The 25,525-nt window shown below is 46.9% G+C and carries 26 protein-coding genes and 1 tRNA gene; 10 read left to right on the top strand and 17 right to left on the bottom strand.

Annotated features, from left to right (window positions below; all coding sequences use genetic code 11):
• Nucleotides 1–22 precede the first annotated feature (22 nt).
• Complete coding sequence (locus IQ294_RS02625; protein ID WP_203332451.1) at nt 23–1,594, top strand: ATP-binding protein; 1,572 nt, start codon at nt 23–25, stop codon at nt 1,592–1,594.
• 35 nt (nt 1,595–1,629) lie between these two features.
• Here IQ294_RS02625 and IQ294_RS02620 read toward each other — a convergent pair whose 3' ends face one another.
• From IQ294_RS02620 to IQ294_RS02595, 6 genes are all read right to left on the bottom strand, one after another.
• Nucleotides 1,630–2,271, bottom strand: a complete 642-nt coding sequence (locus tag IQ294_RS02620) for a PepSY domain-containing protein (protein ID WP_203332450.1) — start codon at nt 2,269–2,271, stop codon at nt 1,630–1,632.
• A gap of 512 nt (nt 2,272–2,783) precedes the next feature.
• Complete coding sequence (locus tag IQ294_RS02615; protein WP_203332449.1) at nt 2,784–3,497, bottom strand: PepSY domain-containing protein; 714 nt, start codon at nt 3,495–3,497, stop codon at nt 2,784–2,786.
• Nucleotides 3,494–4,867, bottom strand: coding sequence for a sensor histidine kinase (locus tag IQ294_RS02610; RefSeq protein WP_203332448.1), 1,374 nt, complete (start codon nt 4,865–4,867; stop codon nt 3,494–3,496). Before IQ294_RS02610 ends, IQ294_RS02615 begins: the two co-directional genes overlap by 4 nt.
• Nucleotides 4,851–5,546: a response regulator gene (locus IQ294_RS02605; RefSeq protein WP_203332447.1), complete on the bottom strand. Its 696-nt coding sequence runs from the start codon at nt 5,544–5,546 to the stop codon at nt 4,851–4,853. The genes IQ294_RS02610 and IQ294_RS02605 overlap by 17 nt, the downstream gene beginning before the upstream one ends.
• A 62-nt stretch (nt 5,547–5,608) precedes the next feature.
• On the bottom strand, nt 5,609–6,997 hold the full coding sequence (locus IQ294_RS02600; protein ID WP_203332446.1) for an aldehyde dehydrogenase: 1,389 nt from the start codon (nt 6,995–6,997) through the stop codon (nt 5,609–5,611).
• Between the two features lie 24 nt (nt 6,998–7,021).
• The gene (locus IQ294_RS02595) at nt 7,022–7,945 is read right to left on the bottom strand and encodes a Gfo/Idh/MocA family protein (RefSeq protein WP_203332445.1); all 924 of its coding nucleotides are present in this window, start codon (nt 7,943–7,945) and stop codon (nt 7,022–7,024) included.
• Nucleotides 7,946–8,068: 123 nt separating this feature from the next.
• Here IQ294_RS02595 and IQ294_RS02590 point away from each other — a divergent pair, with 123 nt between their 5' ends.
• Entirely contained in the window at nt 8,069–8,212 is a 144-nt protein-coding gene (locus IQ294_RS02590) for a hypothetical protein (RefSeq protein ID WP_203332444.1), read from the top strand.
• A 143-nt stretch (nt 8,213–8,355) separates the two neighbouring features.
• A complete protein-coding gene (locus tag IQ294_RS02585) occupies nt 8,356–9,066 on the top strand; it encodes a thermonuclease family protein (protein WP_203332443.1) in 711 nt (236 codons plus the stop codon).
• 126 nt (nt 9,067–9,192) lie between these two features.
• Here the strand turns inward: IQ294_RS02585 and IQ294_RS02580 are convergent.
• The 5 genes from IQ294_RS02580 to IQ294_RS02560 form a co-directional block, all read right to left on the bottom strand.
• Nucleotides 9,193–9,265: transfer RNA gene (locus IQ294_RS02580), tRNA-Val, on the bottom strand.
• Nucleotides 9,266–9,387: 122 nt separating this feature from the next.
• Nucleotides 9,388–11,421, bottom strand: coding sequence for a TRAP transporter permease (locus IQ294_RS02575; protein WP_203332442.1), 2,034 nt, complete (start codon nt 11,419–11,421; stop codon nt 9,388–9,390).
• Nucleotides 11,411–11,935 carry a DUF1850 domain-containing protein gene (locus IQ294_RS02570; protein ID WP_203332441.1) on the bottom strand — a complete coding sequence of 175 codons (525 nt, stop codon included), beginning with the start codon at nt 11,933–11,935 and terminating at the stop codon, nt 11,411–11,413. The genes IQ294_RS02575 and IQ294_RS02570 overlap by 11 nt, the downstream gene beginning before the upstream one ends.
• An 81-nt stretch (nt 11,936–12,016) precedes the next feature.
• Nucleotides 12,017–13,009 carry a TAXI family TRAP transporter solute-binding subunit gene (locus tag IQ294_RS02565; protein WP_203332440.1) on the bottom strand — a complete coding sequence of 331 codons (993 nt, stop codon included), beginning with the start codon at nt 13,007–13,009 and terminating at the stop codon, nt 12,017–12,019.
• A 121-nt stretch (nt 13,010–13,130) separates the two neighbouring features.
• Complete coding sequence (locus tag IQ294_RS02560; RefSeq protein WP_203332743.1) at nt 13,131–13,715, bottom strand: phosphatidylglycerophosphatase A family protein; 585 nt, start codon at nt 13,713–13,715, stop codon at nt 13,131–13,133.
• A gap of 112 nt (nt 13,716–13,827) precedes the next feature.
• Here IQ294_RS02560 and IQ294_RS02555 point away from each other — a divergent pair, with 112 nt between their 5' ends.
• From IQ294_RS02555 to IQ294_RS02545, 3 genes are all read left to right on the top strand, one after another.
• On the top strand, nt 13,828–14,550 hold the full coding sequence (locus tag IQ294_RS02555) for an alpha/beta hydrolase (RefSeq protein ID WP_203332439.1): 723 nt from the start codon (nt 13,828–13,830) through the stop codon (nt 14,548–14,550).
• Between the two features lie 123 nt (nt 14,551–14,673).
• Nucleotides 14,674–15,192, top strand: a complete 519-nt coding sequence (locus tag IQ294_RS02550) for a YjcG family protein (protein WP_203332438.1) — start codon at nt 14,674–14,676, stop codon at nt 15,190–15,192.
• The gene (locus IQ294_RS02545) at nt 15,193–15,627 is read left to right on the top strand and encodes a GNAT family N-acetyltransferase (RefSeq protein ID WP_203332437.1); all 435 of its coding nucleotides are present in this window, start codon (nt 15,193–15,195) and stop codon (nt 15,625–15,627) included.
• 59 nt (nt 15,628–15,686) lie between these two features.
• Here IQ294_RS02545 and fabI read toward each other — a convergent pair whose 3' ends face one another.
• Entirely contained in the window at nt 15,687–16,457 is a 771-nt protein-coding gene (gene fabI / locus IQ294_RS02540; RefSeq protein ID WP_203332436.1) for an enoyl-ACP reductase FabI, read from the bottom strand.
• A 78-nt stretch (nt 16,458–16,535) separates the two neighbouring features.
• Nucleotides 16,536–17,906: a magnesium transporter gene (gene mgtE, locus IQ294_RS02535; RefSeq protein WP_203332435.1), complete on the bottom strand. Its 1,371-nt coding sequence runs from the start codon at nt 17,904–17,906 to the stop codon at nt 16,536–16,538.
• A 99-nt stretch (nt 17,907–18,005) separates the two neighbouring features.
• On the opposite strand from mgtE, the gene prpE reads away from it, so the two are divergent.
• Nucleotides 18,006–18,743: a bis(5'-nucleosyl)-tetraphosphatase PrpE gene (gene prpE, locus IQ294_RS02530; protein ID WP_203332434.1), complete on the top strand. Its 738-nt coding sequence runs from the start codon at nt 18,006–18,008 to the stop codon at nt 18,741–18,743.
• Here prpE and IQ294_RS02525 read toward each other — a convergent pair.
• The 3 genes from IQ294_RS02525 to yjbM are packed head-to-tail and all read right to left on the bottom strand — an operon-like array spanning nt 18,736 to nt 21,091.
• Entirely contained in the window at nt 18,736–19,614 is an 879-nt protein-coding gene (locus IQ294_RS02525) for an RluA family pseudouridine synthase (protein WP_203332433.1), read from the bottom strand. The two genes, prpE and IQ294_RS02525, sit on opposite strands and share 8 nt — an antisense overlap.
• Nucleotides 19,611–20,417 carry an NAD kinase gene (locus IQ294_RS02520; RefSeq protein ID WP_203332432.1) on the bottom strand — a complete coding sequence of 269 codons (807 nt, stop codon included), beginning with the start codon at nt 20,415–20,417 and terminating at the stop codon, nt 19,611–19,613. Before IQ294_RS02520 ends, IQ294_RS02525 begins: the two co-directional genes overlap by 4 nt.
• Nucleotides 20,414–21,091: a GTP diphosphokinase gene (gene yjbM / locus IQ294_RS02515; protein ID WP_203332431.1), complete on the bottom strand. Its 678-nt coding sequence runs from the start codon at nt 21,089–21,091 to the stop codon at nt 20,414–20,416. The genes IQ294_RS02520 and yjbM overlap by 4 nt, the downstream gene beginning before the upstream one ends.
• 391 nt (nt 21,092–21,482) lie before the next feature.
• On the opposite strand from yjbM, the gene IQ294_RS02510 reads away from it, so the two are divergent.
• The 3 genes from IQ294_RS02510 to IQ294_RS02500 all read left to right on the top strand — a co-directional run bounded on the left by IQ294_RS02510 (nt 21,483) and on the right by IQ294_RS02500 (nt 23,379).
• Complete coding sequence (locus IQ294_RS02510; protein WP_203332430.1) at nt 21,483–22,082, top strand: CYTH domain-containing protein; 600 nt, start codon at nt 21,483–21,485, stop codon at nt 22,080–22,082.
• A 104-nt stretch (nt 22,083–22,186) separates the two neighbouring features.
• Nucleotides 22,187–22,585, top strand: coding sequence for a globin domain-containing protein (locus IQ294_RS02505; protein ID WP_203332429.1), 399 nt, complete (start codon nt 22,187–22,189; stop codon nt 22,583–22,585).
• Entirely contained in the window at nt 22,582–23,379 is a 798-nt protein-coding gene (locus IQ294_RS02500) for a ClpXP adapter SpxH family protein (protein ID WP_238942595.1), read from the top strand. The genes IQ294_RS02505 and IQ294_RS02500 overlap by 4 nt, the downstream gene beginning before the upstream one ends.
• A gap of 297 nt (nt 23,380–23,676) precedes the next feature.
• On the opposite strand, the gene pepF is transcribed toward IQ294_RS02500, so the two are convergent.
• Nucleotides 23,677–25,485: an oligoendopeptidase F gene (gene pepF, locus IQ294_RS02495; protein ID WP_203332428.1), complete on the bottom strand. Its 1,809-nt coding sequence runs from the start codon at nt 25,483–25,485 to the stop codon at nt 23,677–23,679.
• Nucleotides 25,486–25,525 lie beyond the last annotated feature (40 nt).

The following is a 25,525-nucleotide window of genomic DNA, read 5'->3' as shown; positions in this document are numbered from 1 at the left end:
GACGGAAACCAGAGGTGCATTTATGAATCAACCAAACACGAACCGCCTGAAGAATTTATTCATTCTGCATCTATTCGGCTTTGCCACCCTTTTCCATATTAGTCTAAATGCAGTATTCTCATTCAACGAATCAGGGATTGCCCCCGCTTTCGGTCTAGGCACCTATCTCCTGCTGCTGATATCAAAAAAGAATTATAGCGATCGTATTCTTCGTTCCCTTCTATTATATGCGATGAATATCTACCTGCTGATCCTGAATATCGAGTCCATATCAGCCATCACCTTGATCTATTTTACGATTCCGCTGATCGCTGCTGCATTGTTGAATGAATTGCGTGCGATGCTCCTTTTACTGAGCGCCACCGTCATCGAAGTGCTTGTGCTTATTTTCTTTTTTGGACAGCTCGAAAAAACAGCGCCGATTCAATATGATAATCTGTCCATATTAACGTTCCTTACAGTCATCGTCCTGTTCACATTTTTCCACACATTCTTTTTCAGCAGGCTGTGGCAGCAAATGCAGGACCGCCATAAATCTATGGAAGAAGCGCTTATTTCACGTGAAGGTTATCTGCAATTATTCTTCCAGACGGCCGGAGACGCAATGGCAGTGTTCGATACAGAAAACCGGGTGATCGCCATCAACCCTGCGTTCGAAAAACTGTATGGCTGGTCAGCTGAAGATTCCTACGGAAAAGTGATCCAGCCGTATCCGGCAGAAAAGAAAAATATCGCAGAACAGCAAGTGAAGAAACTGAAAGAAGGCCACAGCATCACCCTTCATGATACTGTCGACATGAAGAGGGACGGTACTTCCTTCCATGCACATCTTACGCTCAGCCCAATTTTCGATAAACAGCAGAATGTCATTGCGACGTCACTCATTTCACGCGATATAACATATCAGAAGGAATCGGAGCAATGGCTCCTCCAAAGTGAAAAGCTGAAACTTGCGGGAGAGATTGCCGCCGGTGTCGCCCATGAAATCCGCAACCCGATGACGGTCATTTCCGGCTTCATCCAAATCATTCAGCAGGATCCGTCGCATCCTTACCCGCAATATACAAAGCTCATCCAGTCGGAACTTGAAAGGATCAATTTGATCATCAGTGAATTTCTTGTGCTGGCCAAGCCCCAAGCTCCCGTAATCAAGGAGTTGAGCCTGCGGAAGCTCGTCAGTGACATCATTTTATTGTTCAGTTCCGAATTCAATTTGAAAGGTATCCAGTTTACCGAGCAGTGGAACAGTGAAAGAGACTTCAAGATATCCGGCGAAGAACATGCGCTCAAACAGGTGTTCATCAATCTGCTGAAAAATGCAATCGAGGCGATGCCGCCTGAAGGGTCGATCAACCTGTCCGGTTTCCATTCATCGGATAAGATGATTTCCGTTAAGATCACCGACAACGGCAGCGGTATTTCTCCAGAGGGATTGAAGCGGATCTATGAACCTTTCTATACCACGAAGGACAGTGGTACGGGTCTCGGCTTACTCGTTTCACAAAAAATCATCCAGGACCACGGCGGCTCATTGGTGATCTCAAGTGAAACAGGAAAAGGGACAATCGTCGAAGTGATTTTGCCGGTAAACTAAAAAAAGAGCCCGGGGGCTCTTTTTTTGATTGCTTTTTAACGGTCGTCATCCATTTTGAATTCGATGATGGATCCATCTGCAGCGTTGATTTCAAGTTCGTATTCCATATTGCCTTTGGCGATTTCGATTTCATAATAGCTGCGGCCGTCATCACTGTCGAGCTCAAAGTCAGTAATCGTGCCGCCATCTGTTTCTTTCAAGGCGATTTCTTTAGCTTTATCGGCAGGAATGGCAGGTGCCTCAGCAGTTCCTCCGACTTTATTGTCTGTCTGACCTGTATTTGCGTTGTTCTGTGTTACAGCATCTTTCCCTTTTATGCCTTTGTCCAACCGCTCACGATCCTGTTCCAGCACTTCACCTGTAAAGGCATCGATATCAAAATCATATTCATATTCCGCTGTATGGATTTCAATTTCGTATTCCTGGCGTCCGCCGTCTTCACTTAATTCGACGTCCGTCACTTTGCCTTCAGCAATGCCAAGGGCAATCGATGTCGCTTTCTCAAATCCGATCAATTCTTTGGAAGCCTCTTTTTGCGGTGTTGATGGAGCTGTGTTCATCTCCTGTGAATCGGTTGTTGCCGGGTTTGCACCTGTATTCGAATCCGTATTCGCCAGAACGATTCCTCCAAATGCCAAGATGCCTGCTGCTGCCGGGATTAAAATGATTTTCTTCATGTTTTTTCCTCCTCTTATTGTTCTATCTTTATCATAGCCCCCGATTCTGAGTGGTCGCTAAGAGCAAGATTAGAATTTAATGAGAAGTTCATGAAGACTTTCACATAGTTCAGAGCTGAACGGGTGCCGTCGCTTTTCTATTGTCCAGACTCCAACTGGCCAACTCCTCGGACTTAAGCTGCCCTTCCTGCGCGGCCGAAAAGACGCCGCTTCGGAAGTTCATCTTAAGCCTGTCGGCGCTGAACGGCCGTTGTCGCTTTTCTATTGTCCAGACTCCAACGGCCCAGCTCCTCGGGTCATAAGCCAGCCCAGCTATGCGGCAAAGGGCGCCGCTCCGCTATTCTGTCTTATGCCTGTCAGAGCTGAACGGGTGCCGTCGCTTTTCTATGTCCAGACTCCGGCGACCCAGCTCTTCGGGTCATAAGCCAGCCCAGCTATGCGGCAAAGGGCGCCGCTCTGCTATTCTGTCTTATGCCTGTCAGAGCTGAACGGGTGCCGTCGCTTTTCGCTTATCAATCATCCCAGTCGACTGTCATGGTATCTCCGCGGATTGCGTGAATTTGGATGGTCGCTTCCTGATCTGTGGCGTCGTTTTCGATTTCCACCAGATAATAGCCGCCGTCCTGTGTTTCGATAAATTCAACTTCCTGCACTTCACCGTCCAGCGTCTGTCTGGCAATGGCAATTGCCTCGTTGCCTGAAATGACCTTGCCGGCTTCAGGTGGAGCCGGCTGGTTTTCAGGTGCAGGATCAGCTTTTGCGATTTCTTCCGAAGATATTTTTCTGATATCTCCTGAGTCCGCTGAAATCAGAAGGGTTGAGATTTCAGTTTCGCTTTCCACTTTCACTTCAAACTCATTTTGACCCTTCTGGTAACTGGTTTCTTTTATCTTTCCTTGGACTTCCGCCAAAGCGATTTCTTCCGCTTGCTTTTCCGTTACAGTTTTTGCAGGCCCTGTCTGTTCGACCATTTCCATTGAAGCGACATGTCCAGAATCTCGGGCGACTGCAGCACTGTAACGCCCTTCGCCATTTGTGAACTCGACAAGGATTTCATTTCCTGATACGGTCGCTTTCTCAGCAGTCCCTCCGTATAGTGCAACGACTTTTTCCATTGCTTCCGCTTCGGTCAGCCGGTCGGTGTTGTTGGCGGAATTAAGCAGGAAGAACACGATCGCGGTGCTCAGAATCGCTGATGCGGCCAGTATGCCAATCCATTTTTTCATCTCGATCCCTCCTGATTCAATTCTAAGGGAGGAACATTAAAATCTGATGAGAATACAATGGAAACTGTCGTACCCAATTTCTCGATGCTTTCGACTTCCAATTTCAACTTCATGATGTCAGCCAATTGATTCGCGAGTGCCAGTCCCAGCCCGAATCCCCCAGTCTCACGGTTGCGGGCTTTATCGACACGATAAAAGCGGTCGAATATATATGGAAGCGACTCCTTCGGGATGCCTTCTCCGTAATCGCGGATCTGGATGATGGCCGTCCCGTCGAATTTCGCAATGACTTCAATCCGGTCGCTGCTGTATTTCCTGGCGTTATCGAGAATGATGTAAAGCAATTGCTTCAGCTTTACGGGATCCGTCGATACCGTCAATGGCCCGTTTTCCACTTCCAGCAGAAAATCCCGGCTGTATGCCTGATTAAAAGCGGCTACTGTTCCCGATAGGAAATCGCCAAGCTCCACTTCCTGATAAACCGGCGATGTTTCATTTCTCCTGGCAATCAGCAGGAACTGTTCGATCATGCTGGTCATCCGGTCGGTCTCTGTGCGGATCGCAGCGATGCTTTCTTTCGCCACTGCCTGATCCTCCAGCCCGCGGCGCTCCAGAAGTTTGGCGTAACTGCCGATGATCGTCAGCGGCGTTTTCAATTCATGCGATGCATTGGAGACGAATTCCTCCTGCTTCAGATAGTTTACTTCCAGCAACGCCATCATTTCATTGAACGTCATACCCATCTGATTGATCTCGTCATTGGATTGCTCGGAAATCGGCAGCTTCTCGAATTTGCCGCTTTTCTGGATGTTCCTCATCGTGTCGGTCAGAGCGGTTACCGGGCCGGTGACGATTCTTGCCAGCACCGCGCCGGATACGATCACCGGGATCATGGCAATCAGCACCGCAATGGCGAGCACTAGCCGCAATGTGTCCATATTCCCGGACACTTCCCGCAGAGATTTTGCAATCTGCATTTCTGCCACGGTGCCGTCTGACCAGATTATCGGGGAATGTGTATAGGCGAATCGTTCCCCCTCCACAACGACTGTGCCGGAGCGTCCATCCAATCGCTCCGGAAGCTGCTCGGTGATTTCGGGTTTTTGAATCAGCTCGAGGACATTCCGGTCACTGTCTCTCACCGTTATCATGCCGAGTACCGGGACATAGCCCCTCAGCACTTCGTTGGGATCCGAAACCTGGCTGCTGTTGTAGGTGCGGAGCAGTGCATCGCTGACCGATTCAAGTTCTTCGACTTCCGTCGAGTATGTCAGTGAACTGAATGAAAAATAAATGACAGCCGTAAGGATGATGAGGATCACCAGTGTCAGGAATGTGGAATAGATATGGATCCTATTTCGCAGCTTCATTGTCCTGCTCCTTTAACACGTAACCCACACCGCGGACCGTTTGGATATAAGTCGTCCTTTCACCTGCATCCACTTTCTTTCTCAAATACCGGATATATACATCTATTACGTTCGTATCGCCGAAATAATCATAACCCCAGACTGCATTCAAGACCTGCTCACGCGTCAGCACCTGTTTCGGATGCGCCATCAGAAACAATAAAAGATCGAATTCGCGCGGAGTCAGTTCGATCTGTCTCCCGCCTCTTGTGACGGCACGCGAAATTTCATCCAGTTCCAGTTCATGGAACCGATGCTTTTCTGAATTGCCATTGCTTTTGAGACGCAGGTTAGCGCGGATCCGGGCCAGCAGTTCTTCGATTTCAAAGGGCTTTGTGACATAGTCATTGGCTCCAAGATCGAGACCTGCCACTTTATCTTTCACATCATTTTTGGCAGTCAACAGGATCACCGGCAATTTTTCTTCGGACGAACGGATCCGTTTCAACACGTCCAATCCGTGTATTTCAGGCAACATCAAATCCAGGAGCACCAAATCCCATTCCTGTTCCCGGAACTTGATCAGCCCTTCCGATCCCGTATGTGCAACAGCTGTTTCATAGCCTTCATAATTCAGTTCCAATTCCAGAACCCGGGCGATATTCTTTTCATCTTCAATAATTAAAATGCGTTCTGCCACTCCAATCACCTCTTAGAATCATCTTAGCAGGTACAAAATGAAAAAAGCGACCCGCAGGCCGCTTATTTCAATAATCCCCGCACATATTTCACTCTGTTTTTATACGGTGGGAATAGGATATTCGTTGAAATCTTCGTTGATTTCTTCAAAATCGACTTCGCATGTGTGAATGTTTCAAAACTATACTTACCGTGGTAGGAATTCATGCCGGAAGGTCCGACTCCACCGAACGGAAGGTGCGCACTTCCCACATGTGATACGGTGTCGTTGATGCATCCGCCGCCGAACGGCAGCTCTTCTAGGAAGAAGTTGATAGCCCGTTCATTTTCAGAGAACATATAGGCTGACAACGGTTTCGGCAGCTGACGAATTTGGCGAAGGAGCAATGGCAGGTCCTCGTAGGTGATGACCGGCAGGATCGGCCCGAAAATTTCATCTTCCATGGAGGGGCTGTTCCAATTGATATTATCCAGGACTGTCGGTTCGATATAACGATTCGAACGGTCCGTCTTCCCGCCGTAAATGATATTTTCCGATTCGCTTTCAATCAGCTCAGCCAGGCGGTCAAAATGCGAAGTGGAAACAATCCGCCCGTAATCAGGGCTTGCCTGCGCATTTTTTCCGTAAAACGAACTGATGGTTTTCGTTAATTTCTTCAAGAATTCGTCTTTGACCTTTTCATGGACACAGACATAATCCGGTGCCACACAAGTCTGGCCCGTATTCATCAATTTGCCCCATGCGATACGCTTCACGGCTAGATCGATATCCGCGGTCTGATCGACAATCGCCGGACTTTTCCCGCCAAGTTCCAACGTCACAGGCGTCAGTCTCTCTGAAGCTGCCTTCATGACAACTTTGCCGACTTTAACGCTGCCTGTGAAGAAGATATAGTCGAATGATGCATGGATTAACGCAGTGACTTCTTCGCGCTCCCCTTCCACAACCCGGACGTAATAGGTCGGGAATGCCTCTTCGAGAACAATCCGTATAGCACGGGCTACATTCGGTGTCGTTTCAGATGGCTTAACAACCGCACAATTTCCGCCTGTAATGGCACCGATCAACGGTTCCATCACCAACTGGAATGGATAATTGAAGGGGCCGATGATCAGTACAGAGCCATAAGGTTCGCGGATGATGAAACTTTTGGCCGGCTGCAGATGAATCGGTGTTTTCACTTTTTCAGGCTCCATCCAGTCTTCCAGATTCTTCTGCATATTGCCGATGCTGTCGAGGACAAAACCGATTTCAGTCGCATAGGCTTCGAACTCACTTTTCCCGAGATCACGTTCAAGTGCTTCAATAATGATTTCTTCATTTGCCAGGATCGACTGCTTCAGATTTTCCAGTTGCGCTTTCCGGAAATCCGTCGGGCGTGTCGCACCTGTATAGTAGAAATTACGTTGTTCCTGTATCATGCGTTCAACATCATGGGCATTAAAATTCATCGAATAGCCTCCTGTAATAGTAGTTTATTCGCTGACCAGCTGATCGATCAGGCGCTGGACAGCCAAGCCTTCTTCAAACGGCACCAAAGCGGTCGACATGGTCTTCAGCTCTTCAAACAGGCCCGGTACGTTTTCAAAATCGAGCAATTCGATGCGGTCGCTGTCCGCTTCAGTTAAAAACAGGCGTGACCAATTCTCCAGAGTCAGGACGCCTTTACTGCCATAGACTTTAAATTGCAGCAATTCTTTTTGGCCGACACCGCTAAATCCATTCAACAGGAGCGGCACCCGCCCGTCCACTTTTCCCAGAGCGGTAAGGTCTGTTTCACAAAGTTCCGGATCGTCCGGATACGTGACGTCATGGGCGGTAATTTCTATCGTGCCGAAAATCCTTTCGATCAATTGCAGATAATGCGGAAATACTTCCCGCACAAAGCCCCCCTCCAACCTGGATCCGATCCACGTTGTTTGCTGCCACGGACGCGGCCAAACCGGAAATACGGTCTGCAATTCAATCCGGCGGATGTCACCGATGCTTCCGTTTTTTACACGCTTTGCCATCTCATGGACTGGAGCACTGTACATCAACGGAAAATGCATGGCCGAACTTACTTTATTTTTATGGATTGACGCGACCATCTCTTCACCGGCCTGAACATCATGCGCCAATGGTTTTTCACTCAGAATGTTCAATCCGGCATCCGCCGCTTTTCGGGCTATTGAAGCGTGCGATGCCGGCGGAGTTCCAATATATACCCAATCAGCATCCGAGTAAAGAACTTCATCAAGGGAGGCTGAAACCGGTACATTGTAGCTCTCTTTCAGATGCTGGAGACGAGCTGGATCTTCATCATAAACAGCTGCAATGTTTACGCCTTTCCCTTGCTGAATCTGCCTGATGATGCGTTCGCCTACTATTCCCGCACCTATTATCGCTATCGATATCATGGATTTCCTCTCCCATAAGGCCATAAGGCTTATTTTTCAGTCTATCTGTTTATTAGTGTAACCTTTAAGGGTATGGAATAGTCAAACAATTAAACCAGCTATTTAAAAAAGGAGGAAATTATTATGAGTGAAAACACGAATTGGTGGGAACCTGTATTCAGCGGTGAATTGGAAATTGGATTGAACAAAGAGAAAATCCAGGATATGGAAGAGGAAGCATTCCTGTATTACGGACAGCAGAATCAGGAAATGGAGTCTCAGCTTTAATTGAGCGGACAATACGCATCCCGTCGAGAGCCTACATAAAAACGCCTTTTTCAATCCAGTCATTGAAAAAGGCGTTTTGCTGTTGTCAATATTGAATCTATATCATACGAACAATATACTGGAATAATGAAAGAGGTGATTTAATGAGAATGGCAGCATTCATCCTTTTAACTTTATTGCTTTCCGGCTGCACTCTATTCGAAACTTCGGAAACGGAAGGTGGCCGCATTCCGGCAGAAGTCCTGTCGGTGATTGACGGCGATACCATCCGCATCATGTACGAAGGCGAAGAAACGACTGTGCGTTATTTATTGATTGATACACCGGAGACCAACCATCCCCGTTTCGGTGAGCAGCCTCTCGGAAAGGAAGCAACTGAAGAAAATCGAAGGCTTCTCGAAGCAGGTGACGTAACGATCGAATTGGATGAAGGGGATCATTATGATGATTATGACCGGCTCCTCGCATATATTTATGCTGACGGCGAAAGTATACAGGAGCAGCTGCTGGCATCCGGCCTCGCGCGCGTTGCCTATGTCTTCCCTCCAAACACCCGTTATCAGGCTGAATTCGAAGAGGCAGAACAAGAGGCCAGAGATCAAAATCTGGGTGTTTGGGAATCTGAAAATTACGTTACTGACCGCGGGTTCGACAGTAACGCTTTCAATACAGAAGAAAAGTCGGATACCGGCCAAGATTCCGGGGACTGCAATATCAAGGGAAACATCAACCGACAAGGGGATAAAATCTATCACATGCCCGGCAGCCCTTCTTATGAGCAAACCAATCCCGAAGAATGGTTCTGTTCGGAACAGGAGGCGCGGGATAACGGTTTCAGGAGTGCGGGTCAATAAAGGGTCAATAAAAGAATTTGAATGGATGGATGGATAAAAATCCATAGAAAAAAGCCGGCACCCGAAAGTGACGGCTTTTTCAAAGCAGATTCTGTTCCTAAAACCTGCTGTGGGTTTGGCACCCAATGATTCCTACTGGGCTCGAACCAGCGACCTCTACCCTGTCAAGGTAGCGCTCTCCCAGCTGAGCTAAGGAATCGCAATTACTAGGACATTTCTAATTATAGCGCCCTAGCGAATAAAGTCAATACTCCTCTTTAAAAAATCTTATTTCAAAATAAAAGCGCCTGAAAACTCTAACCAGAGTTTTCAGGCGCTTTTTCAGGCTTCTTTCACTTTTGGTGCTTTCTTTTCGCGTCCCAACCATTGGATCGCGAACATGATGATAAATACTACTGCTCCGATTATGTCTGAATACCCTTCCGGATAGACCAGAGCTAAACCAGTTGCTACAAGTATGATTCGTTCAATCCATACTAGTTTGCGATACCAAAAACCAATCATTCCTGCTCCTATAGCAATCATTCCCGATATTGCAGTTATGAGAACCAGTATTATTTCTGGAACAGTCGTATCGATCATCAATAATTCCGGTGACAGAACAAACATATAAGGAATGATGAACGCTGCAATCGCAAGTTTTGCTGCTGTGACGCCTGTTCGAATCGGTTCCCCGCCCGAGATGCCTGATGCTGCAAATGCGGCGAGCGCAACTGGAGGGGTTATATCGGCGATAATGCCGAAATAGAACACGAATAAGTGTGCTGACAATGCGACAACGATCGGCACAGCTGCTCCCTCAGGATATTCCAGCATCAATAAAGTAATGATTGCCGGTGCTGCGATTGTCGATGTAATGACGTAGTTCGCTGTTGTAGGCGAGCCCATTCCAAGGACGATTGCTGCAAGCATCGTGAAGAACAATGTCAATAATACATTTCCTCCTGAGGCTGAAACGAGGCCGTTCGCTAAACTCAGACCGAGACCTGTTTTTACGACTACCCCGACGATGATACCTGCAGCAGCTGTTGCTGCTGCGACAGCCAGGGCTGTTCTGGCACCGTCTACAAGTGCATCGATCATATCTTTAAAATTGATGCGGGTTTCTTTATCAAATGCACTGACAACAATAGTCAGGACAATACCATAAAGTGCAGCCTGCATCGTAGGCACACCGATCAACAGGAATACGATGATCGCCACAATTGGAAGAAGCAGATAAATCTTTTTCAATACTTCTTTTCGATCAGGAAGTTCCTCTTTCGGAAGCCCTTTCAAACCGATCCGTTTTGCTTCGAAATGTGTCATGATCCATATACCTGTGAAATATAGTAAAGCTGGAATTGCAGCGGCTTTTGCGATTTCCCAATAAGTGATACCGCCGATGAATTCAACCATCAGGAATGCAGCGGCACCCATGATCGGGGGCATAAGCTGACCTCCTGTAGACGCAGCCGCTTCAACTCCTCCGGCAAATTCCTTTTTATAACCAAGTTTTTTCATCATAGGAATCGTATAGGAACCTGAAGTCACTACGTTTGCAACCGAACTCCCTGATATCGTTCCTTGAAGGGCACTTGAGAATATCGCCACTTTTGCTGGCCCACCGATCAAGTGTCCCGCAAAGGAAACAGCCAGATCATTAAAGTATTGTCCTACACCTGTTTTAACGAGGAATGCCCCGAAAAGCAGGAATGTGAAAATGAATGTGGAAGAAACAGCGAGTGGAGTACCGAGAATGCCGTCTGTCGTAAAGAACATCAACTGGACGAGTGAGTCGATATCCTGCCCGCGGTGGCGCAGAAAGCCCGGGAAATAAGGGCCGAAAAACGCATACACAAGAAAACTCGAAGCAATGATTGTAATAGGTAAGCCAACCGCCCGACGTGTCGCTTCAAGCACCAATAGAGTTGCCAATATACCGACAACTAAATCCAGTTCACTAACCCGTCCAATACGGAATACCAGATCCTGATACATGATCGGCCAATAAGCACCGACTCCGATTGCCAGAAGGGCTAGAATATAATCATACCAGGCAACTGTATGTTTGATCCCTTTTCTCCTAAAGGCGGGAAACAGCAGGAATATTAGCGATAACGCGAATCCAAGATGGATGGAACGCTGGATATAGGCTGTATATTGCCCGAAGATTGCGGTATATAACTGAAATAATGAGAATGCCAAAAGACCGAAGAATACCACATATTTTATAATGCCTGCTAAATCGCGGGTATTTGATTCCGGGTCATATTTTTGCAGGATCTCTTTTTGTTTTTCTTCTGAAATGTATGTATCATCTTCCGGAGGCAATTTCATCTCTTCTCTTTCTTCCGGCGGTAATTTATTGCTCATCAATATTCACTCCTTTTAATCGATCGAAAAATGACAGCCGCTGAATTCGGAATATATAGGTTTCCCCTCTGACGAGTGTCTTTTTCAAATCATATTCTCTGTTGTTTTTTATCAAAAACAATCCGGCATCGACATCGCCGATCAACATTCGGAATTCCGGCAGTCGCCTGTCCATATTCTTTATGTAATACTTGCCGTTTTCTTCGATGAAAACTTCCCCTTCCCCAGCATTGGAAGGCATTCCGATATTAAAATCCTCGTATTCAAGTTCAACCAGCTTCAATGTATTGTCATCCAAAACTTCAAAACTTTCGACAACGTCGGATAAATGTATGGAATGTGTATATTTTATCTGAAATCGGGGCTGAGTCAATAGTGAATAAGCTGCAAGGTGTCCTGTGTCACTTTCGATAAAAGTAATACTGCTTTTTAGTGGGATAAAGATCAATGCGGAGCTGATTAAAATGAGGACAAACAGAATCAGAAGAAGATATTGTCTGGAAATTAATCGCATAATCCATTCTCCTCCGTAGAATCTAAACAAATAACGACGATAAAGCTTGCGCCTTATCGTCAATTATGTTGTAAAGCCTTATTAATTTACTTCATCGAAATATTTCTGTGCACCAGGGTGGATATCGATTCCGATACCATCAAGTGCCGTTTCAGCTTTGATGAATTCCGCTTTGGCATGCTGAATTTTATCGGTATTTTCATAGATGGCTTTTGTAATGTCATAAACAGCATCTTCAGAAAGTTCATTTTGAACAACAAGCATAGCCAGTACGGATACAGTCGGAACTTCTTCCGTCAAACCGTAAATGCCTGATGGCACCGTATCGTGTGCATAATATGGATATTTCTCGATCAATGCATCCGCTTTGTCCTTCTCGACTGGTACGATCACTACTTCAGCAGTCGCGCCCAAGCTTTCAACAGCGCCTGTCGGTGTCCCTGCAGTGATGAACGCAGCATCGATCTGGCCGGATTGAAGGCTTTCCTGTGATTCACCGAAGTCGAGGTTTTGAGCGTTGATGTCATCCATCGTCATCCCGTGGATTTCAAGAAGCTGCTCCGCGTTGATGTAAGTTCCTGATCCAGGAGCTCCGACAGAAATGGATTTTCCTGCAAGGTCATCGAAAGAAGTGATTCCAGAGTTCGCAGTTGTAACCAACTGGATGGTTTCAGGATAAAGTGCACCGATGGCAGAAACCGTATCGATGACTTCACCGTCGAACATATTCGTTCCTTCAGATGCATAGAAAGCTGTATCCGTCTGAACGAATGCGATTTCGGCAGTGCCGTCAGCAAGCGCTGTCATATTCGCCGCAGATGCCTGCGAAACTTCAGCAGTAGTATCGATGCCTGTTTCGTCTTCAATAATTTGAGCCATTGCTCCCCCAAGCGGGTAATATGTTCCCGTGGTTCCGCCAGTCAGGATACTGACGAATTCCGGAGTTTCAGAACCTCCGCTTTCTCCACCGTTTTCCCCTGAATCTGTGTCAGCAGAATCGTCACCGCATCCAGCAAGAAATACTGACCCTGCAAGCGTCAATCCCATGACTAAACCAAATTTCTTTTTCAACATAATTTGACCTCCCCTTATCGTAATTATTCGTGTTTCTAAATCCATGATACCATGACTTTCTATCCAAGTGTCAATCAAATTTGAATTTAGTAACCGTTTTCAAAGGACTGCTGGCACGGATTCATGTCGTTGTTCCTTCCACATGTGTTTCAGGTGCCGTTTGGTCCGCAGTAATATCCTTGAAGTCTTTTCCGGCTTCTTCAAGATCCCGTTGCCTATGGGCAATCCGCGCACTGGCACAGGCTGCCACACTTGCCACCAGATCATCCAGGAAAGTATGTACCTGGCCTCCTGTTTTTGTATCAAGTTTTTTAATGACTCCGACTTTATTTTTATCCAGATGACCGAATGTCGTAACAGCTATGCTGCCGTATGTCAAAACGGCACCTAGGCCGATCATTTCATCGACGCCGAACAGCCCTTCATCCGTATCGATGATCTGCTGCAGCGGTCGGGACAATTTTTCTTGTTCCGCCAGAACATCCAGTTCAATGCCCACTAGAAGTGCATGCTGCATCTCCCTTTTTTTCAGTACGCTTTCCACCGATTCTATACAGTGGGACATTTTCAGGCCCTCATTATAAGGCTCCTGCATTTCAAATACGATTTCAGCAATTCCTTCTATTGTGACCCCGCGTTTTTCCAGCGCATCATGCGCCGCTTTCGCCACTTCGTCCGAATGTACCCGGAAATTCCCGCCATCCATTCCCTTCATATCAAAATCCCCTCTTTCTGTATTTGATGGTTGCTCCTCCATTATACCTTGCAGTCTGAATGTGATACAATTTTTATACAATACACATCGAGGAGGCACTACCATGAACAAAGGGAATGTAGAGGATATTACGATTTTCAGTGAAGAATTACAGGAAGATATGCAATTGCTGGTGTATCTTCCTTATAATTATTCACCTTTATATAAATACAGCCTGGTGATCGCTTCCGACGGCAAAGATTATTTCCAATTGGGAAGAGTTCCCCGCGTGGTTGACGAACTGCTGGAGAACCGGGAAATTGAAAATATCATTTTCGTGGGCATCCCTTACAAGAACGTAGAAGACCGCAACAATAAATACGAACCGGCTGGTTCCCGGCATGCAGCCTATTTAAGGTTTTTGGCTCATGAACTCGTTCCGTATCTCGATGAAAAGTATCCGACTTACCAAGTCGGAATGGGCCGTACGCTGATCGGCGACTCTTTGGCCGCGACGGTCAGTCTGATGGGCGCTTTGAAATATCCGAATATCTTTGGCCGTGTCATTCTCCAGTCTCCGAAAGTCGGGCCTGAATTGATGGAGGCCGTTTCGAATTTCAATTCGGCCAACGCCTTTACGGTCTATCATGTGATCGGAACGGGCGAAACGGAAGTGAAATTGACTTCGGGTAAAACAGCTGATTTCCTTGAACCAAACCGTGAACTCCATCAGTTAATGAAGGAAAAATCTTTTCCGGTATTCTATGATGAGTTTGAGGGCGACCACACATGGAAATACTGGCAGCCGGATTTCAAACGGGCTTTGCTCCAAAACTTCGGCATGTAGCCTCGGATCTATTTTATTTTTCGCGGGACACCACAGCGCTTTGTAAACGCATTCGCAATTTCCAGCTTTCTTTTGTTATACTGTAATAAGAAATGATAGATAATTTAAGAGGAGGTTTTTTGAATGAAATACGGTATTGCAGCATTTCCATCAAAACAATTGCAGGACATCGCCAATTCTTACCGCAAACGTTATGATCCTCATTATGAGCTGATCACACCTCATATAACTTTAAAGGATGAGTTCGAGGCAGATGATACAGAGATCAAAGCGATTACAGAAGAACTGGCAAATGTGGCGAAACGCCATAAGCCATTCACATTGCATGCAACTCGTGTAAGCTCATTTTCTCCGGTTACAAACACGCTTTACTTTAAAGTGGAACCGACTGAAGAGATCCTGTCCATCCATAAAGACCTGCATTCCGATTTCTTCGGCGGTATGCCGCGTTATTCATTCGTGCCTCACATCACAATTGCGCAGAAATTGTCCGACTCCGAGCATTCGGATATTTTCGGCCAGATGAAAATGGCCGGCATCGATCACGAAGAAACCATCGACCGTTTTCACCTCCTCTATAAACTCGAGGATGGGTCATGGACTGTCTATGACACTTTCCGCCTGACTGGAGATGAGCAATAATTGCAGAAGGTCAAACGCGTTGAAAGCGAACTGGAAAAAGAACAGGCTTTTGATATCCGGCGAAAAGTTTTTGTAGATGAGCAGCAAGTGCCACTGCATCTTGAAATGGATGAGTATGATGATGATGCAGTTCATTTTGTGGGCTATAACCTGGAGCAGCCGATAGCTGCCGGCCGAATCCGTGAAATTGAACAGGGCATCGGCAAAATCGAACGGGTATCTGTACTATCCGAATTCCGGGGACAGCATGTCGGGGTCCTGATGATGGAAGCGATGGAGCAATATGCCCGTTCAGCAGGAATGGCCGTCCTAAAATTGAATTCCCAATCCTACGCCATCCCTTTCTACGAAAAACTGAATTACACGGTGACTTCTCCCGAATTCCTCGATGCCGGAATACCGCACCGTTCAATGGAAAAGAATCTTCACGCATAAAAAATCCAGTCCTTGTTGAAAAGGACTGGATTTTTCATTTTTATAAAAGAGTTTTCTCTTTATAGAACGTGATACCCGCTGTCGACGTGGATTGTCTCGCCTGTAATCCCGCGTGACATTTCACTGAAGAGGAAAACGGCGGTGTCGCCGACTTCTTCCGGTGTCGTGTTGCGGTGAAGCGGAGCTTTTTCTTCGATTTCATGCAGGATGGAATTAAAGTCGCTGACTCCTTTGGATGATAAGGTACGGATCGGGCCAGAAGAAATCGCATTGACGCGGATGCCGAGTTTGCCGAGATCAGCTGCCAAATAACGGACGGACATTTCAAGAGCCGCTTTTGCAACACCCATGACGTTGTAGTTCGGCAGAACGCGTTCGCCTCCGATATAAGTCAGCGCGACAATGCTGCCGCCATCTGTCATCAGCGGTTTCGCATATTTTGAAATGATCGTCAAAGAATAGGCGCTGATATTTTGCGCCAGCAGATACCCTTCTCTTGAAGTTTCCGAAAAATCGCCAGCCAATTCCTCCGTTTTTGCAAAGGCGATGCAGTGTGCGAGACCGTCAATTTTACCAACCTGCTCTTTGATGGAAGCAAAACATTTTTCCACGTCTTCATCACTTGTTACATCGCAAGGCAGGATGATATCATGATTCCCTTCCAGTGTCGCCACCAGGTCACGGACGGATTTTTCAAAACGTTCGCCTGCATATGTAAAGATCAAGTTTGCTCCGGACTGATCAAGTGACCGGGCAATTCCCCATGCAATACTGCGTTTATTGGCCACTCCCATGATTACGAAAGTTTTGCCTTTCAATGAAATCGTCATTTTTATTCCCCCTGAGCTCTTTTTATTACCTGGTACTAATATTACATCATAAAAAAGAAAAGTGCAATTTGCACTTTTCTAGAGGTTGCTCAGGAAAGTTGTAGCCAGTCCCAAGTAGATCAATATCGAAATGATGTCGTTCAGCGTAGTGATGAACGGACCCGATGCTACCGCCGGGTCGATTTTCATCCGGTGGATCAGCAGCGGGATAAATGAACCCGCAAGTGTGGCCACGAAAATGGAGCCTGCCACTGCGGTTCCGACAAGAAGCCCGATCAGCAATTCGCCTTTCCAGAAATAAACGAGGCCGACAACGACCGTCCCGCAGACAAGGCCTGTGATGAGGCCGGTACCCGCTTCACGGAACAAGAGTTTGATCTTGCTTTCTTCTTCGATATCGCCTGTAGCGATACCGCGTACTGCTACTGCCAGAGCCTGAGTCCCGCTGTTCCCTGCCATACCCGCAATCAGCGGGATGAATACTGCAAGGAGGGCCACCTGATCTAATGTAGCTTCGAACATTCCCATCAGATTGGCTGTCAGCATCCCCAGAAATGTCAGCAGAATAAGCCAGGGCAGCCTTTTCTTTGCTGCGCTGAGCGGACCTTTATCAAAATTATCCATATCCGTAACACCGGCAAGCTTGGAATAATCGTCTGAAGCCTCTTCATCAAGTACGTCGATGATATCATCGACTGTGATGATGCCAAGAAGATGGTTTTGGAAATCGACAACCGGCATTGCCAGGAAGTCATAGTCCTTGATCATGCGCGCAACTTCTTCCTGGTCTTCCCCGACCGACACACTCACGACACGGTCGTTCATGATGGATTCGATCAATGTATCTTCCTCAGCGATGATCAGATCCCTCAGCGTTACAATTCCCGCAAGCCGCTTTTCATCGTCTATGACAAAGACGTAGTAGATCGTTTCAGCATCCGGTGCGGCGTTCCTTAAGATATTCATCGCCGACCGCACAGTGGAATTCTTCGGTATGGCTACGAATTCAGTCGTCATGATCGAACCGGCCGTATACTCTTCGTAATGGAGCAGGTCCTTGATCTCTCTTGCCGACTCTTTCGGCATGATCGTCAAATAGCTCGCGACCTGATCTTTCGTCAAATTATTAAGCACATCCACCGCGTCATCCCTGTACATGAATGACAGGAGATCTGCAGCATACATGGAATTCATTTCCTTGAACAGATCTTCGTATTCATCATCGTCCAGTTCGATCGCCTCGAAAAGAGTCGCCATTTCCTTAGGGGACAGGTACTCATAAAGCTGCCGGCGTGTTTTGAGATCTGCATTTTCATAAAATCCCGACTGGTCGTAAGGGTGATGGGACAGGAACTCTTCCCTGAACTCCTCCACTTCCCCACGCTCCAGGAAACGCATCAGCATTTCTTCATCAAGTTCATCATCCCGCATCGTTTTTTCTTCCAGCATAAGCGCTCCCTCCTTTCGAATTTACGACAAGCCGCTTTGGTATTCTATACGTTACACTAATAGTATGTACAGTAAATTTTCAATAATGAGGTGTAAGAGATGAAATTTGATATTATCGGAGATATCCACGGCTGTTTTGAAGAGCTCATGGAATTGCTTGAAAAACTTGGCTATGAATTCAATAACGGCATCCACACCCACCCGGAAGGTAGACAGCCCGCTTTTGTCGGAGATGCCATGGACAGGGGCCCTGATTCCCTTGCAGTACTGGACTTATTATTCAGAAGGCAGGACCAGGGCATCCTGTACTATTCCCCGGGGAATCATTGCAATAAACTTTACCGGTTCATGAAGGGTAATTCGGTCCAGATCGCCCACGGCCTTGAAGTGACGTTAGCCGAATGGCAGGCATTGCCAAAAAAAGGGCAGGAGAAATTCAGGAAGCGCTATATTCGGTTTTATGAAGATTTGCCTCAATATCAGGTATTGCGTGACGACCTCATTGTAGCCCATGCCGGACTGAAAGAGCACATGATCGATGTGCCTGTCACGCGCAAAATCGAGGTTTTCACCCTGTACGGAGATATAACCGGAAAATTCCATGCCGACGGCCGGCCCGTCCGGCGCGATTGGGCGAAATCCTATGGCGGTGATCCTTGGATTGTATATGGCCATACGCCTACAGAAAAACCGTATTTTGTAAACCGCACTGTCAATGTGGATACCGGCTGTGTGTTCGGCGGCTCTTTAACAGCTTTCCGTTTTCCGGAACAGGAGTTGGTAGCAGTCGATTCAAAACAGCCATATCAGCCGGATCGCTTCCACCGCTTCACGTGATCAGGCCAGCCATGTCTTCCCTGTTCGGCGATTCGAAAACAAGTGCTTCGCCGGTAACTGGATGGATCATTTGAAGCTCACGGCAATGAAGTGCCTGGCGGTTCATCAATTCTCTCTTTCCGCCGTATAAATCATCACCGACAAGGGGATGGCTGATATGGGCGAGATGGACGCGGATCTGGTGGGTACGTCCCGTATTAAGTTTCAACTGGACATGGCTGTAATCCGGATACGCATGGATCAGTTCAACTTCAGTTTCAGCAAATTGCCCATCAGGCCGCACTTCTCTTTCTATGATACTCGAATCTTTTCTGCCAATAGGCGCTGTGATGACGAATTTTCCGGATTCAACCTGGCCATGCACCAATGCGTCATAGCGTCTCGTCATCTTCTTTTCCTGCTGCTGCAATGACAGCATATGGTGGATGTGGCGATTTTTCGCGATGCAGACAAGTCCGCTTGTATCGCGGTCCAGCCTGGTTGCAATATGCAAGGTCGCCGGTATTTGATGATCCTCGAAATGGCCGGCGACTATATTCGCCAGGCTGCCGTTCGGATGCTCGCGTGATGGAATCGTATTCTGCAAAGGCGGTTTATCGACAATCAGCAAGGCATCATCTTCATGGATAATTTTTAATTCGCCGGATTCCGCCTGCAGCCCTTTGCCGAACTCCTCCAACGGAAAAATAACGGTCACGGCATCCCCGGTTTCGAGAGGATGCCTGACCGTCACTTCCCTGCCGTTGACCAATATCTGGCCGCCACCGTATTTTACGGAAGCCAGCGTCCGTTTTGAAATGCCCCATCCATGGAGCGCTTCCCGGAGCAGGCTATTGCCTGAGGCGGTATAAGTCAGTTCAAAAGGTTTCATTTGTATTCCCCGCTGTCGATAAAGGAATCGTGCACGCGTCTCCAGAACGGGAATGGGCGGAAACGTGCAAATCGGACTTTCTGGTCAGCCACCCGGTATTCGATGGAACGCACATCCTTATGGAGCAATTGAAGATGATCGACCGTCACCATGAAATCGGGTGCCTTGACCGGACGCAGCGCACAGCGATGGTGAGACGGCAGCACAAGTGGTGAACCCACTGTCCTGAAAACCCGGTTATTGATCGATGCCATTTCAGTCAATTGCATGGCTTCCAGTGATGGGTGGATGATTGCGCCGCCCAGCGCTTTATTGTATGCCGTACTGCCGGAAGGCGTAGACATGCAGAGTCCGTCGCCGCGGAAGCGTTCGAAATGGCTTTCATTCAGGAAGACATCCATGACAAGTGTGACATCGGGCGATTTCACAGTGGATTCGTTCATCGCCAGATAGACAGCCGGCTCTTCTTTATTGCGGTAATGGATGCTTACTTCGAGCAGCGGATATTCAATGACTTCATATTCTTTTTTTGCTATCGACAGGACGAGTTTTTCAATCTCGATCGGTTTCCAGTCAGCGTAGAAACCAAGATGCCCCGTATGTATCCCGACAAAAGCGACCGTCGATAATTGATTCGAGTATTTGTGGTAGGCATGCAGCATGGTCCCGTCTCCGCCAATGGAAAGGACGATATCCGGATTTTCTTCATTCCATTCCATGCCAAAATCATTCAGGTAGGCTCGGGCCTTATCCATCAATTCATTTGAAAGGTCATCACTTCTCGACATAATGAAAAATTTCATCTCTGTGTTCTGCCTCCTTCTTGGTCCCTTGGAAAATGAGTGCCCGGCGATTCTTTGAATTCTGTAAAATAAGCCTGGGCTTCCTGTATTTCGTCGCGGATCTGCGACATCTCTTCATCCAGCTGGAATGCGGCTTTTGCAGCACGCTGAAGCCGGTGCTGGATTTCTTCCGGGAAAACACCTTTATACTTATAGTTCAATGAATGCTCGATCGATGCCCAGAAATTCATCGCCAATGTGCGGATCTGGATTTCAACAAGGATCAGCTGCTCCCCGTTGATGGTCTGTACAGGATACTCGACGATGACATGATAGGAGCGGTAGCCGCTCTGTTTTTCACGGGAAATATAATCTTTTTCTTCCACAATCCTAAGATCATTCCGCTTTCTCAGCAGCGATACGACCGTCTCGATATCTCCGACAAACTGGCACATCATCCGGATTCCGGCAATATCGGGCAATTCTTTGGCCAATTCATCCGAAGGTTCAAAAGGTATCCCTTTCTCCAGTGATTTATCATAGATGCTTGCAATCGGTTTGACCCGGCCGGTCACAAACTCGATCGGCGAATTTGTATTGTCTGTTTCATACTGTCTCCGCATACCTTTGAATTTTATCTTCAATTCATCAACAGCCTGCTTATAAGGCGCTAAAAATCGATCCCATTGTCCCATAACCGGTCCCCCACTTCTGTATCTTTGCGTTTTTTATTGTAACAAATTAATAAATACCGCTTCGGCGTTTTGGACAGTGCAAAGATTATGCTCCACCCAGTCCGGAGCCGCGCCTTCGCTTAGGTCCACTTCTGAATATGAAGGGAAGCAGATAAGAATCCTTACAGTACCAGCGTAGCGCCCGGCACCCACTCAAACGAAGGTCCGAGTTAGCTAAGAGTTGGCCGAAGGCAGTTCGGCCGGCTCTTTGCGAGCAGCCAGGAAAGCGAAGCTGTTTTGCGGAATATCGGCTATATCTTTCAACTTATATAGACATATTTTAACACAGCAGTGTCATTCGTTGCAGTTTGACCCGGATTATCCCATAATAAATTCAAGTGAGGTGCTGGACTTGTCGAAAGAACTGGAAATTGAATTCAAGAATTTATTGACCAAAGAGGAATATCACCGGTTGTCGGCTTTTTTCGGATATACGGCAGACGATGCAAAAGAACAAATCAATTATTATTTTGATACAGCGGATTTTCTGTTGCGTCAACAGAAATCGGCATTGCGCATCCGCAAAAAGAAAGATGGCTTCGAATGCACATTAAAGACGCCGGCCGAAACCGGCTATTATGAAATAACGGATCAGCTTACCCGGAAACAGGCGGAGGAGCTGATTGAACTCAGGAGCTTTGAAGCACCGGAAGTTGCGGCCGCTTTGAAAGAGATGGGCATCCTCTCCAGACAGTTGGAGCTGCTTGGGAACCTGACTACACACCGCATCGAATTCCCATATGAAAACGGATTGCTCGTATTCGACCATTCCGAATACCTGGATATGGAGGATTTTGAAATGGAATACGAGGTAACCGACTATGCGGAAGGCAAAAAGAAGTTCACCTCCCTCTTGCAGGATCATGGCATTCCCGTGCGTCCGACAGACAAAAAAATTGCGCGCTTCATGACAGCTGCAACAGAGCAGCCAGCAAAAAAAATTATTGAATAAAAGTATTTAGGACCATAATTTGGAAATCAGAAAAGCGAACTATTTGAGATATTTCCGACTCGTTGATAGAATGGGTTTACAGCTACAGCAAAGGAGACATAATGATGACTGGAAAACCCTTACTTCCGTACGATGAAATCGGTGCGGAACGGCTGTCCCGATTAGTGGACGCATTTTATGCCCGTGTCGCTATGCATCCAAAGCTAAAGCCGATTTTTCCTGATGATCTATCAGAAACTGCAAGAAAGCAAAAACAGTTTCTTACCCAGTATTTAGGCGGACCCAATATATATTCGGAAGAGCACGGACATCCCCGGCTCAAGGCAAGACACCATCCATTTCCGATAACACCAGAGCGGGCACAGGCCTGGCTCGAATGCATGAGTGAGGCAATGGATGAAATAGGACTGACAGGGCAATTCCGTGAAACCTTCTATAATCGGTTGGTCTTGACTGCTCACCACATGGTCAACGAACCGGACAGTGAGGAGGAAATGGTTTGAATAACCTGGATTTGGCAAAAGGGATCTATGACAGCCCGGCTCCTTTAAAACCGATGGAATTATACGTGTTCTTAGATCCCCTCAACATGGAATGCTGGGAGCTTCAATCCGTGATGCGCAAGCTGCAGATTGAATATGGCCATTATTTCTCGATGCGCGTGGTACTCAGCACCAAGCTTCTGAACCTTAACAGCCAGTATAAAACTTCGGCAGTCGAAACCGACAGCCTGGCACATCCTGTGCTTGCATCAGTAGCCGTCAAAGCAGCTGAGCTTCAAGGCAAGCGGGCCGGGAACCAGTTTCTCCATAAATTGCAGGAGCATCTTTTCCTTCAGACCAAGGACGTTTCTTCCTATGAAGTCCTGCTGGAGATTGCAGATGAAGCCAAATTGGATCAGGTTGAATTCAAGAAAGATTTTCATTCTGTCCATACAGCCAAAGCATTTCAATGTGATCTCAAGATTACACGTGAAATGGAAATAACCGAAGTGCCAAGCATCGTCTTTTTCAATGAATGCATTGAAGACGAAGGCGTCAAGATTTCCGGACTGCATTCATACGATGTCTATCTTACGATTCTTCAGGAAATGCTCGGCAATGAAACTTTGAATAGACAGGCACCTCCTCCCCTGGAGAAATTATTTACGAAATACACGACTATTGCGACAAGGGAAATTGCTTCCATTTACAATATCTCACCGGAAACGGCTGAACGCGAATTGAAAAAGCAGATGCTTCAACAAAAAGTGGAACGTATTCCACTGGCCAATGAAACTTTATGGAAAGCGAAATAAGCACGGTGCCTGAATCGGCACCGTGCTTATTTTTATCCAAAAGAAAACGCCTGCCACGTCCGGCAGGCGTTTCTTATTACACAAAGGGGATGGGAGAAATGTTCACGCTCAAACAAAGGGGTGTATGTTTGTATGTGATTTATTTCACAACCTTACTTTATCACGGAATAATTGTTTATGCAATAATTCACAAGTGAATTCACAAATTTGTCATATTGGCTCTATCTATTATATGAATTTAACTATTTCAAGATAATTAAAAAGCAGCCACTATTTTCAGTGACTGCTCCAGATCCATTATTTATTCAGCAGTAATTTTTCAAGTTCTGCCAGTTTTCCTTCAAATACTTTGCAGGCTTCTTCCACTGGTTCAGAAGAAGTCATATCAACACCGGCTTTTTTCAGTACTTCTATCGGATAGTCGGAGCTGCCGGCTTTAAGGAATTCATTGATGTAACGTTCCACCGCCGGCTGGCCTTCTTCCAGAATGCCTTTGCTGAGTGCTGTAGCCGCGCTGAACCCTGTAGCGTATTGGAATACATAGTAATTGTAGTAGAAATGTGGAATTCTGGCCCATTCCATGCCGATTTCCTCATCCACTGCCACATCTTCACCGAAATATTTCTTATTCAGCTCATAATAGACCTCCGTCAGGCGCTCAGCTGTCAACGCTTCGCCGTCCTGGTCCATCTTATGGATGGCATGTTCAAACTCCGCAAACATCGTCTGGCGGAAAACCGTACCACGGAAACCGTCCAGCCAATGATTCAATAGATAGATGCGCTCCTGATCACTTTCAGCCGCATTGACCATGTATTCATTCAGTAAAGCTTCGTTTGTCGTGGAAGCGACTTCTGCCACGAAGATCGAATAATCGCCGTATACGTAAGGCTGCGTTGCGTGCGTATAATAACTGTGGACGCTATGGCCGAATTCATGGGCCAAAGTGAAGAGGTTCTCGACATTATCCTGCCAGTTCATGAGAATATAAGGGTTTGTGCCGTAAGCGCCTGATGAATAGGCACCGCTCCGTTTTCCTTTGTTCTCAAGTACATCCACCCAGCGGTTCTGAATGCCTTCTGCCACGATACCGGTATATTCCTCACCCAGCGCAGCCAAGCCCTTCAGCATCATCCCTGTCGCTTTTTCGTAAGGGATCTCCATCTCGACTTCTTTGACAAGCGGTGTGTGCATATCCCACATATGGACTTTATCAAGGCCGAGCACTTCTTTGCGGAGCGCCGCATAGCGGTGCAGCAGATGCAGGTTATTGTTGATCGTACCCACCAGGTTATCATAGACACTCTCCGGGATATGATCATCCGACAGGGCGGAATGCCGCGCTGAGTCATAATTGCGGACACGCGCATTCACATTGTCCCGTTTTACCGTGCCGGCCAGAGTAGAGGCAAAGGTATTGAGGAATTTGCCGTAAGTCGCATAGACCGCTTTGAATGCATCTTCCCGCACTCGGCGGTCGTCGCTTTCCAGGAAGCGGATGTAATTGCCATGGGTGATTTGAACACTTTCCCCGTTTTCATCCTTGATCTCCGGGAATTCCAAATCTGCATTATTCAGCATGCCGAATGTTTCAGAAGGAGAACTCACCACTTCCGATAACTGGGCAAGCAGGGACTCCTGTTCTGCCGGCAGGACATGCGGCCTCATCGCATTCAGTTCATCAAGCGCATGCTTGTATAATTTCAAACCTTCATGATTTTCCACATAGTTGTTCAGGATCTCTTCATCAAGATCCAGGATTTCAGGCGTCAGGAACGACAGGCCTGTAGAAATTTTTGCATACAGGGCCTTCATCCGGCTATCCATCGCTTGATATTTTGCGTTTGTCGTATCCTGATCGTAGCGCATATGGGAGTATGTATACAATCTTCTTACACGCTCAGACAATTCGTCCTTATAGGTCAAAACTTCAAAAAGAGCATCTGCCCCTTCCTTCAGTTTCCCTTTATATGATTCCGCCTTTTCAGCCAGAGTCCCCACTTCTTTGAATTCGCTTTCCCACGTTTCATCTGAAGCGAATATATCTTCCAGCTTCCAAGTCAATTCAGCAGGTACTTCATCTCGTTTCAATAATTTATTGGCCATTATCTTTTCCTCCTCTGTCCTTCTCTTTCGGGAGTCGAAC

The sequence above is a fragment of the Planococcus beigongshangi genome, from assembly GCF_016820495.1.
GTDB classification, from domain to species: Bacteria; Bacillota; Bacilli; order Bacillales_A; family Planococcaceae; genus Planococcus; species Planococcus beigongshangi.
Note: the sequence above shows the minus strand (reverse complement) of the source record. Positions and strands in the feature narration are given on the sequence as shown.

Bases quoted from the DNA above. Each gene is read 5' to 3' on its own strand.
- pepF (WP_203332428.1), bottom strand. From the start codon at position 25,485: ATGGCCAATAAATTATTGAAACGAGATGAAGTACCTGCTGAATTGACT.
- IQ294_RS02525 (WP_203332433.1), bottom strand. From the start codon at position 19,614: ATGAAACCTTTTGAACTGACTTATACCGCCTCAGGCAATAGCCTGCTC.
- IQ294_RS02620 (WP_203332450.1), bottom strand. From the start codon at position 2,271: ATGAAGAAAATCATTTTAATCCCGGCAGCAGCAGGCATCTTGGCATTT.
- IQ294_RS02585 (WP_203332443.1), top strand. From the start codon at position 8,356: ATGAGAATGGCAGCATTCATCCTTTTAACTTTATTGCTTTCCGGCTGC.
- prpE (WP_203332434.1), top strand. From the start codon at position 18,006: ATGAAATTTGATATTATCGGAGATATCCACGGCTGTTTTGAAGAGCTC.
- fabI (WP_203332436.1), bottom strand. From the start codon at position 16,457: ATGACGATTTCATTGAAAGGCAAAACTTTCGTAATCATGGGAGTGGCC.
- yjbM (WP_203332431.1), bottom strand. From the start codon at position 21,091: ATGGGACAATGGGATCGATTTTTAGCGCCTTATAAGCAGGCTGTTGAT.
- IQ294_RS02520 (WP_203332432.1), bottom strand. From the start codon at position 20,417: ATGAAATTTTTCATTATGTCGAGAAGTGATGACCTTTCAAATGAATTG.
- IQ294_RS02555 (WP_203332439.1), top strand. From the start codon at position 13,828: ATGAACAAAGGGAATGTAGAGGATATTACGATTTTCAGTGAAGAATTA.
- mgtE (WP_203332435.1), bottom strand. From the start codon at position 17,906: ATGCTGGAAGAAAAAACGATGCGGGATGATGAACTTGATGAAGAAATG.
- IQ294_RS02610 (WP_203332448.1), bottom strand. From the start codon at position 4,867: ATGAAGCTGCGAAATAGGATCCATATCTATTCCACATTCCTGACACTG.
- IQ294_RS02505 (WP_203332429.1), top strand. From the start codon at position 22,187: ATGACTGGAAAACCCTTACTTCCGTACGATGAAATCGGTGCGGAACGG.
- IQ294_RS02625 (WP_203332451.1), top strand. From the start codon at position 23: ATGAATCAACCAAACACGAACCGCCTGAAGAATTTATTCATTCTGCAT.
- IQ294_RS02600 (WP_203332446.1), bottom strand. From the start codon at position 6,997: ATGAATTTTAATGCCCATGATGTTGAACGCATGATACAGGAACAACGT.
- IQ294_RS02595 (WP_203332445.1), bottom strand. From the start codon at position 7,945: ATGATATCGATAGCGATAATAGGTGCGGGAATAGTAGGCGAACGCATC.
- IQ294_RS02565 (WP_203332440.1), bottom strand. From the start codon at position 13,009: ATGTTGAAAAAGAAATTTGGTTTAGTCATGGGATTGACGCTTGCAGGG.
- IQ294_RS02570 (WP_203332441.1), bottom strand. From the start codon at position 11,935: ATGCGATTAATTTCCAGACAATATCTTCTTCTGATTCTGTTTGTCCTC.
- IQ294_RS02575 (WP_203332442.1), bottom strand. From the start codon at position 11,421: ATGAGCAATAAATTACCGCCGGAAGAAAGAGAAGAGATGAAATTGCCT.
- IQ294_RS02550 (WP_203332438.1), top strand. From the start codon at position 14,674: ATGAAATACGGTATTGCAGCATTTCCATCAAAACAATTGCAGGACATC.
- IQ294_RS02560 (WP_203332743.1), bottom strand. From the start codon at position 13,715: ATGGATGGCGGGAATTTCCGGGTACATTCGGACGAAGTGGCGAAAGCG.
- IQ294_RS02590 (WP_203332444.1), top strand. From the start codon at position 8,069: ATGAGTGAAAACACGAATTGGTGGGAACCTGTATTCAGCGGTGAATTG.
- IQ294_RS02615 (WP_203332449.1), bottom strand. From the start codon at position 3,497: ATGAAAAAATGGATTGGCATACTGGCCGCATCAGCGATTCTGAGCACC.